12 protein-coding genes are annotated in these 14,029 nt (G+C 68.1%); 7 read left to right on the top strand and 5 right to left on the bottom strand.

Annotation, left to right across the window (positions count from 1 at the left end; all coding sequences use genetic code 11):
* Position 1 precedes the first annotated feature (1 nt).
* A complete protein-coding gene (locus ABZ004_RS22170; protein WP_355682245.1) occupies positions 2-562 on the bottom strand; it encodes a TetR/AcrR family transcriptional regulator in 561 nt (186 codons plus the stop codon).
* A gap of 96 nt (positions 563-658) precedes the next feature.
* Here ABZ004_RS22170 and ABZ004_RS22165 point away from each other — a divergent pair, with 96 nt between their 5' ends.
* From ABZ004_RS22165 to ABZ004_RS22150, 4 genes are all read left to right on the top strand, one after another.
* Positions 659-1,678, top strand: a complete 1,020-nt coding sequence (locus ABZ004_RS22165; protein ID WP_355682243.1) for an aldo/keto reductase — start codon at positions 659-661, stop codon at positions 1,676-1,678.
* Positions 1,678-2,532, top strand: a complete 855-nt coding sequence (locus ABZ004_RS22160) for an LLM class flavin-dependent oxidoreductase (protein ID WP_355682241.1) — start codon at positions 1,678-1,680, stop codon at positions 2,530-2,532. Before ABZ004_RS22165 ends, ABZ004_RS22160 begins: the two co-directional genes overlap by 1 nt.
* A gap of 447 nt (positions 2,533-2,979) precedes the next feature.
* Positions 2,980-3,864, top strand: coding sequence for a hypothetical protein (locus ABZ004_RS22155; protein ID WP_355682240.1), 885 nt, complete (start codon positions 2,980-2,982; stop codon positions 3,862-3,864).
* Entirely contained in the window at positions 3,864-5,471 is a 1,608-nt protein-coding gene (locus ABZ004_RS22150; RefSeq protein ID WP_355682238.1) for a DNA polymerase Y family protein, read from the top strand. The genes ABZ004_RS22155 and ABZ004_RS22150 overlap by 1 nt, the downstream gene beginning before the upstream one ends.
* 10 nt (positions 5,472-5,481) lie before the next feature.
* On the opposite strand, the gene ABZ004_RS22145 is transcribed toward ABZ004_RS22150, so the two are convergent.
* Both ABZ004_RS22145 and ABZ004_RS22140 read right to left on the bottom strand, forming a co-directional pair.
* Entirely contained in the window at positions 5,482-6,705 is a 1,224-nt protein-coding gene (locus tag ABZ004_RS22145) for an epoxide hydrolase family protein (RefSeq protein ID WP_355682237.1), read from the bottom strand.
* A 27-nt stretch (positions 6,706-6,732) separates the two neighbouring features.
* Positions 6,733-7,185, bottom strand: a complete 453-nt coding sequence (locus ABZ004_RS22140) for a MarR family transcriptional regulator (protein ID WP_355682236.1) — start codon at positions 7,183-7,185, stop codon at positions 6,733-6,735.
* Positions 7,186-7,298: 113 nt separating this feature from the next.
* On the opposite strand from ABZ004_RS22140, the gene ABZ004_RS22135 reads away from it, so the two are divergent.
* Both ABZ004_RS22135 and ABZ004_RS22130 read left to right on the top strand, forming a co-directional pair.
* Entirely contained in the window at positions 7,299-8,147 is an 849-nt protein-coding gene (locus tag ABZ004_RS22135) for an SMP-30/gluconolactonase/LRE family protein (protein ID WP_355682235.1), read from the top strand.
* A 66-nt stretch (positions 8,148-8,213) separates the two neighbouring features.
* On the top strand, positions 8,214-11,654 hold the full coding sequence (locus tag ABZ004_RS22130; RefSeq protein WP_355682233.1) for an error-prone DNA polymerase: 3,441 nt from the start codon (positions 8,214-8,216) through the stop codon (positions 11,652-11,654).
* 39 nt (positions 11,655-11,693) lie between these two features.
* Here the strand turns inward: ABZ004_RS22130 and ABZ004_RS22125 are convergent, their stop codons facing one another.
* Together ABZ004_RS22125 and ABZ004_RS22120 are read right to left on the bottom strand one after the other, a co-directional pair.
* Positions 11,694-12,158 carry a hypothetical protein gene (locus ABZ004_RS22125; protein ID WP_355682231.1) on the bottom strand — a complete coding sequence of 155 codons (465 nt, stop codon included), beginning with the start codon at positions 12,156-12,158 and terminating at the stop codon, positions 11,694-11,696.
* 168 nt (positions 12,159-12,326) lie between these two features.
* A complete protein-coding gene (locus ABZ004_RS22120; RefSeq protein WP_355682230.1) occupies positions 12,327-13,223 on the bottom strand; it encodes a zinc-binding dehydrogenase in 897 nt (298 codons plus the stop codon).
* 198 nt (positions 13,224-13,421) lie between these two features.
* On the opposite strand from ABZ004_RS22120, the gene ABZ004_RS22115 reads away from it, so the two are divergent.
* Entirely contained in the window at positions 13,422-14,027 is a 606-nt protein-coding gene (locus ABZ004_RS22115; protein ID WP_355682228.1) for an acyltransferase, read from the top strand.
* The last annotated feature ends 2 nt before the right edge of the window (positions 14,028-14,029 follow it).

Below are 14,029 nucleotides of genomic sequence, written 5' to 3'. Positions count from 1 at the left end.
CTTAGTGCCGCAGACCCGCGATCAGGAGGTCGACCAGTTGGCGGGCGTTGTAGTCGGGGTTGTTCGAGGCGCCGATGCAGAGGTTGCCGACACCGCGCATCAGGGTGACCGGCTGGAGGCCCGCCTTGATCTCGCCGGCAGCGACCGCGGCGTCGAGGAGCTGGCCGCAGACCGGGACGAGGCGGTCGAGGAAGTAGGCGTGCAAGGTCTGGAAGGCGGCGTTGTCGGACTGCAGCGCGCCGGCGAGACCGTGCTTGGTGACCAGGAAATCGACGAAGAGGTCGATCCACTCGGCCAGCGCCTTGTGGGGTGAGCTGTTGCCGGCCAGCAGGATCGGCCCGGCCTCGGCGCACGCCTCCACCTGGTGCCGGTAGACCGCGACGATCAGATCGGCCCGGGTCGGGAAGTGGCGGTAGATGGTGCCGACCCCGACGCCCGCCTTGGCGGCGATGTCGCGGACGGGCGCGTCGACGCCGGACGTCACGAAGGCCGCGGCGGCCGCGTCCAGCAGGGAGACCTCGTTGCGGCGCGCATCGGCCCGCTTCTTCGGCTGGTTGCCCATCACCCTCCCTTGCTAAACGGAACACGGTTCCGTATTGTTGCTTATCGGAACCTCGTTCCGCTTATCCCACAGTAGCAATCCCTTGAGGAGATAGTCATGCAGTACCGCACGCTCGGCCGCACCGGTGTCCAGGTCAGCACCCTCGCCCTCGGCGCGATGAACTTCGGCCCGATCGGTGACACGTCGCAAGAGGACGCGATCGCGATCGTCGATGCAGCTCTGGAGGCCGGCATCAACGTCATCGACACCGCCGACATGTACGGCGAGGGCGTCTCCGAGGAGATGGTCGGCAAGGCCATCGCCGGCCGCCGCGACGACCTGGTCCTGGCGACCAAGGCGACCCTGCCGATCGGGGAGGAGCGCAACCATCGGGGCAGCTCACGCCGCTGGCTGGTCACCGAACTGGACAACAGCCTGCGGCGACTCGGTGTCGATCACGTCGACCTCTACCAGATGCACCGCTGGGATCCGACGACCAGCGACGAGGAGACGCTGTCGGCCCTTACCGACCTGCAGCGGGCGGGAAAGATCCGGTACTTCGGGTCGTCCAGCTTCCCGGCGTACCGGATCGTGCAAGCGCAGTGGGCTGCCCGGGAGAACCATCTCAGCCGCTATGTCACTGAGCAGCCGGGGTACTCGATCCTGCAACGTGGTGTCGAGTCGCACGTGCTGCCGGTGACTGAGGAGTACGGGCTCGGCGTACTGGTGTGGAGTCCGCTGGCCTCGGGGTGGCTCTCGGGTGCGGTCCGGGCCGGTCAGGAGATCGCCACCAATCGCTCGGTGCGCCGGCCGGAGTGGTTCGATCTCACCGTCCCGTCCAACCAGGTTCGGCTGGACGCCGTCGAGCGGCTGGTGAAGGTCGCCGACCAAGCTGGATTGACTCTGATCCAGCTTGCGCTTGGATTCGTCACCGCGCACCCGGGTGTGACGAGCGCGATCATCGGTCCGCGCACGCTGGACCACCTGCACTCGCAGCTCGCCGCCGCGGACACCGTTCTGTCCGCCGATGTGCTGGACGCGATCGACGAGATCGTTGCTCCCGGCATCGATCTCTCACCGGAGCAGAAGTTCGACACCCCGCCGGCGATTCTCGACGCGTCGCTGCGGAGGCGCTGATGCCGAGCTTCGGGATCATGACCGCGCCGATGCAGGTGGACTATCCATCCGTACTAGGGGTCTGGCGCGAGGCGGACGCCGTACCGGAGATCGAGCACGCCTGGCTCTTCGACCACCTGATGCCGATCGGCGGCGATCCGGACGGCCCGATCTTCGAGGGCTGGACGCTGCTTTCTGCTCTAGCTGCTCAGACTTCGCGGCTGCGGGTCGGGCTCCTGGTGACCAGCAACCGCTTCCGGCCGCCGGCGATGCTGGCCAAGATGGCGGCGACCGTCGACATCGTCTCGGGCGGCCGCCTCGACTTCGGGATCGGCGTCGGCTCCCGGCCGAGCCATCCGCTGGCCCGCCGGGAGTACGAGGCCTACGGTCTGCCCTTCCACGACGTCGCCCATGCGGTGGGAAGCTTCGCCGAGGCTCTGACGGTGATCCGGCGTCTCTGGACCTCGCCGACGCCGTTCGATTTCCATGGCGAGTATCTGTCGCTGACCGGCGCCTTCTGCAACCCCAAACCCGCCCAGCCCCCACCGATCGTCATCGGCGGCCGCTCAGCCTCCGTACTACGAATCGCCGCCGAACACGCCGACATCTGGAACATCCCCGGCGGCGACCTCCCCGACGCCATCCAACGCAGCGCCCTCCTGGACCGCTACTGCACCGCCCGCAACCGCGACCCCGCCTCTATCGCCCGCTCCATCCACCTCCCGGTCTCCTACGACCACCCAGAAACCACCCGAACCGCCATCACCGAGGCCGTCTCCGCCGGGTTCACCCACGTAGTACTAGGCCTCCCCACCCCCTACCCACCCAACGTCGCCCAATGGGTCGCAGACGAACTAATCACCCCAACCAGCTAGCACCCCGGATCCACGGACCCAGCTATCCGAACCAATTCACGCACCCCCTTGCCGACCGCCGTACCGACGGACATGAGGTATCCACGAATCCACCCCTCGCCTCGGCCGACCTGAGCGTGACTCCGCCCTCCCGACCCCAACACCTCATGTCCGTCGGTACGCCTGTGAGTTGCTGCAAGGCCACCGGACGCCTTTCACTCCGGCTGGTTCGCACTCTCGAGGTGCTCGCCTCCGCTTGTGGTGCTCGCCTCCGCTTGTGGTGCTCAACCCCTTCCCATTGCAGGGGGCTAACCCCACCACCGGGAGCGAGGCCGCCTCTTCGCCGCCGCTCGGCAGCCGTCCCTCCGCGAACCAGCTCCCGTCGACCGGGCGGGGATGGGGGCCTGATCTCGCCTCTTCAGGGAGGTACGATTGACATGAGTCGAACAGGTGTTCGAACATGGGAGGGTGACGGGGACTGCTTCGGTGGAGGTGGCTGGGCGGGCGGCTGAGGTCAGCCGGGTGACCGCGCTGGATCAGGCGCGGGCGCTGCTGGCTCGCGCCAAGGAGCAGAAGGCCGCCCGGCTGGCCGAGGCGGAACTCCGGGAAGCTGAGCTTCGGGTGGTGCCGGCGCCGCGGACTACTGAGAGCAGGGTGCAGCAGGCGCTGGACACGGCGACTGTCGAGCGGGCGTTGCCGACTCTTCCGGCGGTGTCCGATCTTCTGGGTGGCAGTTTGAAGGGCGGTTCGGTGTACTCCGTGCGCGGGTCGACCGCGTTGGTGATGGCGATGATGGCGGGTCCGTCGGCGGAGGGCGCCTGGTGTGGGGTGGTGGGGCTGCCGTCGTTCGGGGCGGAGGCGGCCCGGGAGCTCGGGGTCGATGTCGAGCGGCTGGTGCTGGTGCCCGATCCGGAGCGGGACTGGCTGAGTGTGGTCGCGGCGCTGGCCGACGCGCTGACCGTGGTGGTGGTGCGGCCGCCGGGAGTGGTGACGCCGGGGGAGGCGTCCCGGTTGGCTGCCCGGTTGCGGACTCGCGGCGCGATGCTGATCGCGGTCGGGTCCTGGCCGGGGAGTGAAGCTCGACTTGAGGTTCAGGGCAACGTCTGGACCGGGCTGGGGGAAGGCGAGGGGTATCTCGCCGGCCGCCAGGCAACCGTCGCGGTCACCACCCGGGGAGCCGCCCGACAGCACCAGCTCTGGCTACCGGCCGTCGACGGCTCGATCCGCCCGGTCCGCCCACTCGAAGCGGTCCAGCCGCTCGACTCTGGTACGCCGCTCGAAGCGGTGCAGCCGCGCGACTCGGGAAGGCCGGGTGAGTTGGGGCACGACGAGCGGTGGGAGGCGGTGGGCTGATGAGCGGCGTACGGCGTACTGCTTCGGGGCAGGGGAGTTTGACTCGGACGATCGTGATCTGGGTGCCGGACTGGCCGGTGACCGCGGCAGCCACGGCCGCTGGGCATTCCCCGGACGGGCCGGTCGCAGTACTGGCCAAGGGCAAGGTGCTGGCTGCTTCGGCGGCTGCCCGGGCCGAAGGGGTGCGGCAGGGGCTGAAGGCGCGCGATGCCCAGTCGCGCTGCCCGGAGCTGGTGGTGCTGAAGTACGACCCGGTGATCGACGCGCGGGCCTTCGACCCGGTGATCAGCTGCCTGGAGGCGCTCACCCCGGGCGTCCAGGTGATCCGGCCGGGGATGTGTGCGCTGAAGGCCCGCGGACCGACCCGGTTCTACGGCACCGAGCAGGCTGCCGCGGAGAAGTTGCTCGACCGGCTGGAGACATTCGACGTATCGGGGAGCCGGGTCGGGATCGCCGACGGGCCGTTCGCCGCCGAGCAGGCGGCCCGGGCCAGCTCGCCGCGGACCAGGGTGCTGGTGATCCCGCCCGGTGGATCGGCGGAGTTCCTGGCGCCGATCTCGGTCGACACGCTCGGGCAGCCGGCGCTCACCGACCTGCTCCGGCGGCTCGGGTTGCGGTCGCTCGGAGCGTTCGCCCAGCTCCCGGCGACCGAAGTACTGACCAGGTTCGGGCCTGATGGTGCGTTCGCGCATCGGCTGGCCAGCGGGGCCGACGACCGGACGGTGGTCGCCCGGAAGGTGCCGCCCGAGCTGGCCCGGACGCTGGACTTCGAGCCGTCGGTGGACCGGGTCGACCAGGTCGCGTTCGCGGTCCGCGGGGTGGCCGACGAGCTGATCGGCCGGCTGACCGCACTCGGCCTGGTCTGCACCACGCTGCGGGTCGAGATCGGCACCGAGTCCGGCCGGATCCACGAACGGGACTGGCTGCATCCCCGCTGGTTCAGCGCCACCGACCTGGTCGACCGGGTCCGCTGGCAGCTGCAGGGCAGCGGGACGGCGACCAGCGAGCTGACCTCGCCGGTGGTGCGGATCCGGCTGATCCCGGAAGAGGCCGATCCGATCGGCGCCCATGTCGACGGGCTGTGGGGTGGTGGACCCGACGAGCGGATCCACCGGGCGCTGTCCCGGGTGCAGAGCATGCTCGGGCACGGCGGCGTCGTCTCGGTGGCGCTCGGTGGCGGCCGCGGGTTCCTGGAGCGGCAGACCCTGATTCCCTGGGGGGACCGGCCGGTTCCGAAGTATCCGGCCGACGCGCCCTGGCCGGGGGTCGCGATCTCGGCGAGCCCGAAGCTGTGGCCGATGCCGGTACCGACCACGGTCTACCCCGAACCGCTGCCGGCCGAGGTCTTCGACGCGGACGGGCGACTGGTCTCGGTGAGTGCCCGGATGCTGCTCTCCGGCGTACCGGCCCAGTTCCGGATCGTTGCTGAGGGCAAGGAATTCCAGGAGGTCGCCGGCTGGGCCGGACCGTGGCTCGCCGAGGAACGCTGGTGGGACCCGGAGGCGACTTCCCGGCAGGCCCGTTTCCAGTTCGTCGGTGCCGACGGCCGGGCCTGGCTCTTCACCCTCCGCCAGGCCCGGTGGTCGGTCGAAGCGGGCTACGACTGACCGGCGATCGTCAGGTGCGGATCCGGAAGGTACGACGGAGATCGGTGACCCACTCGGCCGGGATCTCCCACGGGATGAAGTGGCCGCCGCGATCGTGGGCGGTCAGGTTCACGTGGTTGTACCAGGCGGCGCGGTCGGTCTCGAGGAAGTTCTGCACTCGCTGATCGGTGCTGACGCCAGGCGGGTTCTCATGCGCCACGAAGGTGATGCCGGTCGGTGCTTCGATCACCGGCTGGCGGTCGTGCGACGGAGTCCACGGGTAGCGGTTGTTGTTGGCGTACGTGCGGATCGACGTACCGATCGCGTTGTTCACCCAGAAGATCATCGCGTGGGTGAGCAGGTCGTCCTTGCTGAAGACGGTCTCGATGTCGCCACCACAATCGCTCCAGCTCGTCCAGCGCTGCAGGATCCACGCCAGCAGGCCGGCGGGGGAGTCGGACAGCCCGAAGGACAGGGTGCTCGAGTCGAGGACATGGACAGCGAGATGTACTGCGAACCGCTTGTCGAACTCCAGGATCCTGGCGTGGATCTCCGGCGGAAGATTGTCAGGGATCGGCCTGCCGCCACTGAGGTCCCAGGCCCGGTCGCCGGTGAACAGGTCGAGTTTCAGGCCCGAGCCGATGTGAATGCCGTACAGCTCGTCGGCGTACTTGTGCCCGAGTTGCCCGGTCACCAGCGCGCCGACGTCGCACCCGGCGGCGGCGTACCGGCTGTGTCCCAGGGTCTTGGTCATCAAGGTGTGCCAGAGGTCGGCGACCTTCCAGAAGTTCATGTCAGGGTTGTCCGGCAGTGGGGTGGAGAATCCGAAGCCGGGGAACGACGGCACGATGACGTCGAACGCCTCGGCCGGATCACCGCCGTACGCCGCCGGATCGGCCAGCTGGTCGATCACCTTCGACCAGTGCCAGAACGTCCACGGCCAGCCGTGCGTGAGGATCAGCGGGGTCGGATGCGGGCCGACGCCGGGCTTGTGCAGGAAGTGGATCGGGACGCCGTCGACCTCGACCCTGTAGTGGTCGTAGGCGTTCATCGCGGCCTCGGCCTTGCGCCAGTCGTACTGCGTGCGCCAGTACTCGATCAGGCCTGCCATGGTGGCGCGGTTGACTCCGTAGTACGAGTCTTCATTGCCCACGTCCGTCGGGAAGCGGGTCAGCTCCAGCCGCTGCCGGAGATCATCCAGGACGCTGTCGGCGACATGGATCGGCGTCGGCTCCAAGGGAAATGCTTGATTCATAGGGCTCTCCTGCAGAGATTGTCTGTACTACGTATTGCTGGTCCGCTCCGTGTTGAGTTCGACCAGGCGGGTCAGGGCCGGTAGGGCTGCCGAGATGGCGGCGCGCTCGGCCGGGGTGAGCAGGGTGGCGAGGTCGGTGAGGATCGTGATTCGCTCGGTCTCCCGGCCGTGCGGGATCTCGGCGCCCTTCGGGGTGATGTGCACCAGGACCGCGCGGCCGTCGGAGGGGTCGGGGTGACGCTCCACCAGGCCCTCCTTCTCCAGCTTGGTGACGATCTGGGTGATCGCCGGCTGGGTGACTTGTTCGCTGGCGGCGAGTTCGGTGAGCCGCTTCGGGCCGTCGTGCGCCAGGGAGTGCAGCACCGACAGGGTCGTGAAGCTGTGCCGCTGGATCGACGGCAGCCGGATGTTCATCCGGGTGAAGGCACCGATGACGGCGGTCAGTTCGGTGATGCTCAGGTCGCCGGAGTCGGGCTGCATGGCAGAAGTGTATAAGAGATTTAATTAAATTACTTACGCATTTTCCTGTCGATCTGCTGGTCGGCCGTTCGTGTAGAGGGTGAAAGGTCGAGTTCGATGAAGGAGTGAGTGTGATGACTGAACCGAAGGTCCTGCTGAGTGGTCTGGGGATCCCCGAGTCGCCTCGGTGGCACGACGGCCGGCTGTGGTTCTGCAACTGGATCGGCCAGCAGATCGTGGCCGTCGACCCTGACGGCACGCCGGAATTCATCGCCGTTCCGGAACAGCAGCAGTTGATGGGGTGGTCCATCGACTGGCTGCCCGACGGCCGGCTGCTGACGACGGGCGACACGCTGCGGCGGCGGGAGGCGGACGGGTCGGTGGTTGTGCATGCCGACCAGCACGGGAACGAGATCGTCGTGGACAAGCGAGGCAACGCCTACGTCAACGGCGCGGACTTCAACTTCTCCGGTGGCGAGGAGCCCAAGCCTGGCTACATCAAGCTGGTCACACCGGACGGCCGGGTGCGCGAGGTCGCGGGCGACATCCAGTTTCCCAACGGGATGGTCATCACCCCTGACGATCGAACGCTCGTCATCTCCGAGTCGTTCGCCGGCCGGCTGACCGCGTTCGACATCGAGCCGGACGGTGGACTGTCGAACCGGCGGGTCTTCGCCGAAGATCTCGGTCCCGACGGCATCTGCCTCGATGCCGAGGGGGCCATCTGGGTCTCGACCGGCGGCTCCGCGGTCGTCCGTGTTGCCGAGGGTGGCAAGGTCCTGCAACGCGTCGAACTCGCCGAGAACCGGGCCCCGTTCGCGCTGGCGCTCGGTGGGCCGGATCGGCGAATGCTGTTCATCCTGACCGCTGAATGGCGTCCGGCGGACAGCATCGCCGACAACCTCGGCCGGCTGACCGACGGCCCTCGCACCGGCGAGGTTCTGTCCCTGCCGGTTTCCGTGCCTGGCGTGGGCCGACCTTGATTTGACTTGTTCGAACAGGTGTTCGAAGATTTGGGTATTGGCAGCTGATGCTCAGGAGGTGACCTGATGGGATGGGACAACCCGCCGATCCCGTGGTCCGAGCTGGAGCGGAAGCTGTCGGACCGGTCGCGGCCGCCTGCGCCTGCCGACGAGCTGTTCGAGGCCGACGGTGGTGACGGCCCGGCCTGGTCGCGGCACCGTCCGCCGTACGATCCGGATCCGGTCGACAAGCCACGCCGTCCCGACGGACCGGTGGTGCCGTATGCCGAGCTGCACTGTCATTCCTATTACAGCTTCCTGGACGGCGCCTCCTCGCCGGAGCACCTGGTGGAGGAGTCGATCCGGCTCGGCCTGCACGGGCTCGCGTTGACCGATCACGACGGGTTCTACGGCGTGGTCCGGCTCGCCGAGGCAGCCGCGGAGTACGGCGATCTGCAGACGGTGTTCGGCGCCGAGCTGTCGCTGGAGCTGACCAAGCCGCAGAACGGGATGGCCGACCCTGAAGGCAGTCATCTGCTGGTGCTGGCCGAGCAGAAGGAGGGGTATCACCGGCTGGCCGGCGCGATCACCGAGGCGCAGTTGCGAGGTGAGGAGAAGGGCCGCCCGGTCTATCTCTTGGAGGAGCTGGCCGCGATCGGGGAGGACAGCTGGCTGATCCTCACCGGTTGCCGCAAGGGCCTGGTCCGCCGGGCTCTGGAGCTGGGCGGTCAGGCAGACGGGCCGGCGGCCGCCGCGCGCGAGCTGGACCGGCTGACCGCGTTGTTCGGCAAGGACCGGGTGGTGGTGGAGCTGATCGACCACGGTCTTCCACTGGACACCACGCGCAATGCGGTGCTGGCCCGGCTGGCTGCGGAGAAGGGGCTCCCGGTCGTTGCCACCAACAACGTTCACTACGCGCAACCCCGGCGGCACAAGCTCGCCGCAGCGATCGCCGCGGTCCGGGCCCGGCGCAGCCTCGACGCGATGGACGGCTGGTTGCCGCCGGCCGGGACGGCACACCTGCGGTCGGGGGAGGAGATGCTCGCCCGGTTCCGCCGGTACGACGGCGCGGTGGCCCGCTCGGTGGAGCTCGCGAACCAGTTGGCGTTCAGTCTCCGGGCGGCCAAGCCCAGCCTGCCGCTTCAGGAGGTGCCACCGGGGTACGACGCGATGGAGTGGCTGAAGAAGCTCTGCCGCGACGGGGTGAAGAAGCGCTACTCGGACAAGCCCGCGGAGCTGATGGCCGAGGCGACGGCGCGGGTCGAGCGGGAGCTGGAGGTGATCGAGGCCCTCAAGTTCCCGGGGTACTTCCTGATCGTGCGCGACATCGTCATGTTCGCCAAACGCAAGGGGATCCTCTACCAGGGCAGGGGTTCGGCGGCGAACTCGGTGGTCTGCTACGCGCTGGAGATCACCGCGATCGATCCGGTGTTCTTCAACCTTCCGTTCGAGCGGTTCCTCTCCTCGGCTCGTGACGAGGAGCCGGACATCGACGTCGACTTCGACTCGGACCGGCGCGAGGAGGTGATCCAGTACGTCTACGGCAAGTACGGCCGGCGTAACGCTGCCCAGGTCGCCAACGTCATCACCTACCGCCCGAAGCTCGCCGTACGGGACATGGCCAAGGCGCTCGGGTTCAGTACCGGGCAGCAGGACGCGTGGTCCAAGCAGGTGGATGCGTGGGGAGCGGTGCGCAGCAGCGCCGATCACGACATCCCGGCGCCCGTGGTCGCGCTGGCCGAAGACCTGCTGAAGTTCCCGCGGCACCTCGGCATCCACTCCGGCGGGATGGTGCTGACCGACATCCCGGTCGGTCATGTGGTGCCGGTCGAGCACGCCCGGATGGAGAACCGGACCGTGCTGCAGTGGGACAAGGACGACTGCGCCTGGATGGGGCTGGTGAAGTTCGACCTGCTCGGGCTGGGGATGCTGGCCGCGCTGCAGTACGCGATGGATCTGGTCCGTCAGTTCCTCGGCGAGGACTGGAACCTGGACACGATCCCCAAGGAGGAGCCCGGCGTCTACGACCAGCTCTGCAAGGCGGACTCGGTCGGCGTGTTCCAGGTGGAGAGCCGGGCGCAGATGAGCACCCTGCCCCGGTTGCGGCCGCGCAGCTTCTACGACCTGGCGATCGAGGTGGCGCTGATCCGGCCCGGTCCGATCCAGGGCGGTGCGGTGCATCCGTTCATCCGCCGCAAGTTGGGGGAGGAGGACATCACCTACTTGCATCCCAAGCTGGAGCCGGTGTTGGCGCGCACGCTCGGGGTGCCGCTGTTCCAGGAGCAGCTGATGCAGATCGCGATGACGGTCGGCGGCTGCACCGGTGAGGACGCGGACCTGCTCCGGCGCGCGATGGGGTCCAAGCGCGGCGTGGAGAAGATCTCGTCGCTGCGCACCAAGCTGTACGACGGGATGGCGGCGAACGGGATCACCGGCGACGTGGCCGACCAGATCTACGAGAAGATCGAGGCGTTCGCGAACTTCGGTTTCGCCGAGTCCCACTCGATCAGCTTCGCCCTCCTCGTCTACGCCAGCACCTGGCTCCGCCTCCACTACCCAGCCGCCTTCCTGGCAGCCCTCCTCCGAGCCCAGCCGATGGGCTTCTACTCACCCCAGTCCCTGGTAGCCGACGCCCGCCGCCACGGCGTCACCGTCCACCGCCCCGACCTCCACCTCTCCCAACCCCACCCCACCCTCGAACCCCTCGACCCCACCCAGGTTGTTGCTACGGGCAATGAATCTTGTGTGGTGAAGATGCAGCCTCCGGTCGGGAAGTTCAATCCGAAGGTGCCGTTCGATTCGGATCTGCATCGGCGGGACGGACGGTTGGCGGTGCGGCTCGGGCTGGCGGGGGTGAAGTCGATCGGGGAGACGGTAGCGACGACCATCGTCGAGGAGCGGGAGAAGAACGGGGCGTACGCCGACATGGCGGATCTCGTCCGACGGACAGGACTGACCGCAGTACAGGTGGAAGCGCTGGCGACGGCGGGCGCGTTCGACTCGTTCGGGTTGTCCCGGCGGCAGGCGCTCTGGAACGCAGGCCGTGCTGCCGAGGAACGACCGGGGCACCTGTCCGGGGTGAGCAGTTCGGGTCCGCCGCCGATGCTGCCGGGGATGACCGAGGTGGAGACGACGATGGCCGACCTCTGGGCGACCGGGATCTCGCCGGACGACCACCCGATCCGGCACGTCCGGGCGATGCTCGACGAGCGCGGCATCCTGCGCGCGAACCAGCTGCCCACTGCCGAGGACGGCACCCGGGTGTACGTCGGGGGAGTCGTCACCCATCGCCAGCGCCCGGCGACCGCGGCCGGCGTCACCTTCCTCAACCTGGAAGACGAGACCGGCATGATCAACATCGTCTGCTCGAACGGCGTCTGGAACCGCTACCGCCGGATCGCCCGCGAATCCAGCGCGATGATCATCCGCGGCCGCCTCGAACGCTCCCAAGGCGTCACCAACCTCGTCGCCGACAAACTGGAACGCCTCCCCCTAGCCGCCAAAACCACCTCCCGCGACTTCCGCTGACCACACCGGCACTCGCGGATGACCTGCGCCGCGGAGGTGTTAGCTGAGGGCTGGGATCAAGACGAGGAGGAGGGCTACGGCGAGGATGACTCCGAGTACGCCGAGGAGTACGCCGAGGCCCTTTCGCTTCACCTTGGTGTGGCCGATGCTTCCGGTGGATGCGAACTGGTGATACGGCGAGGCGTAGAACACCGGCACTGCCTGGTTCGGCTGCACCGTGCAGTCGAGCGCAGCTTTGCCGTAGGTCATCATCCATCGCGAGCTGATGTCGATGTGCAGTGGTCCGGCAAAGACCGGGATGTCGTTCCGGCCGTACCGGACCGGAACCGGGTAGCCGTTCAGACGCACCGTCGGCGGAATCAGGTTGCTCGTCATCGAACTGCCCTGGATGGTCAGGTGCAGCATCCCCATCGGCACCTGCTGCTGGAACTGCTGCGGCGCCTGCGGCTGGTACTGCGACGGCGCCTGCGGCTGGAACTGCGACGGCTGCTGCTCGAAACTCATGGGGGCAACGATAGAGCTACCCAACGGTCACCTGGCGGTCGGCTTCACGGACCAGCGATCCACCGCTGCTCAAGCGCGAACCCAGGGGGTGTGACTCGGCAGTTCGCAGCCTGTCAGTAGTCGCGGTAGCTCTGGAGTTCACCCTTGCGGCCACGTGTTGGCGCGGGATCAGTTGATGTGGAGCACTGCTTTTCCGGAGATTTGGCGGGTGAGTAGGGCCTCGATTGCGGTCGGGGTTTCGCGCCAGGAGGATTCCAGTTCGACCTGGCCGTTCAGGCGGCCGCTGGCGAGCAGGGTGCACAGCCGGGCAAGGTCGGTGGCGACGCTGCCCGGCTCGTCGAAGTTGTTGAGGGTATAGACCCGGGCTCCTGGCGAGCGGGAGTACCACCCGGCCCGGAAGCTGACCGGAGCTTCCGGATCCTGGGTCGCGAGACTGACCACGACACCGTGCGGTGCGAGGTGTTCGATGGCCTGGCCGAAGACCGCACCTCCGACAGCTTCCACGATCAGGTCGAAGTCGCCCTCGATCCGCTCGCTGACCACGTCGGCGCCGAGCAACCCGGCCACCGGCGTACGGCGTACGAGGGCTGTGACTTGCGCGCCGGCCAGTTGGGCAAGCTGTACTGCGAATCGTCCGACCCCGCCCGTCGCGCCCGTGACCAGGACTCGCCTGGCCAGCAGGAGCCCGCCATGCTCCAGTGATCGCAACGCGGTCAGCGCGGCCGTCGGCAAGGTCGCGGCCTCTACGTCGGACACACCGTCCGGAATCACGGCCATCCACTGCGTCGAGATCGCCGCCAATTCCGCCCAGGCACCTCGTCGCCGTACCAGGCCCACGACCCTGGTCCCGACCGCCGGACCACTTCCGTCCGCCGCAGCCTTCACGATGACGCCGGCCACGTCCCACCCGGTGATCGATCCGTCCGGCAGTTTCGCGAGATCGAGCACCTCGCCCTGGTTCAACGAGAACGCTCGGACCTGGACCACGGCCTGATCCGGAAGGGGCACCGGCTCATCGACAGTGGTCAGGCGGACGGTCGAGTCTGACTTCGTGAGAGCGAGCACCTCTCACACAGTACTGCCGAGTGAACGAGGAACTCGGGGTGAAGGAGGAGCCAGCAGTGGGCGAGGAACTCAGGGTGAGGAGGAACTCGGGGTGGAGGAGGAGGCCGCAGTGGACGAGGAACTCGGGGTGAGGAGGAACCCGGAGTGGACGAGGGTCGCACGGCCGTCCGGCGGGTCGGGGCACGTAGCCTGGCGGGTGTGGAGGATCTGGCGGGGCAGGTCAGGCTCTGGGTGCAGAAGTGGCGTTGGTACGAGCGGAATTCGTTGCCGTGGAACCGGGGCCGGATTCACTGGGAGTTGTTGCGGCGTGGGGCGTTCGCGCGCTGGCCGTTGCAGGGGAACGTGCTGGAGGCGCTGCGGGACGGCCGGCTCGAGGTCGGGGCGAACACGCTGTTCGAGCCCAATGTGTGGATCACGGTGGGGGACGAGGCCAAGGTGCGGATCGGCGAGGGGACGTTCCTGAACGTCGCAGTGATGGTGGCCGCGCTCGAGCTGGTCGAGATCGGCTCGCACTGCATGCTCGCCAACGGGTGTTTCGTGACGGATGCCAACCACCGGTTCAACGATCCGGACCGGCCGGTGCCGTGGCAGGGCTTCGACTCCAAAGGACCGACGCGGATCGGCGACAACGTCTGGCTGGGAGCCAATGTCGTCGTCACCAGCGGGGTGACGATCGGCGAGCGATGCGTGATCGGAGCCAACAGCGTCGTCACGCAGGACATCCCGCCGTACTCCGTCGCAGCCGGCGCCCCGGCCAAGGTCCTCCGAACCGTCACGTACCCGGCAACAGATCTCCCTGGCTGATC

Source organism: Kribbella sp. NPDC006257 (assembly GCF_040613535.1).
GTDB lineage: Bacteria > Actinomycetota > Actinomycetes > Propionibacteriales > Kribbellaceae > Kribbella.
The sequence above is the reverse complement of the archived record's forward strand: the minus strand, read 5'-3'. Positions and strand labels throughout refer to the sequence as shown.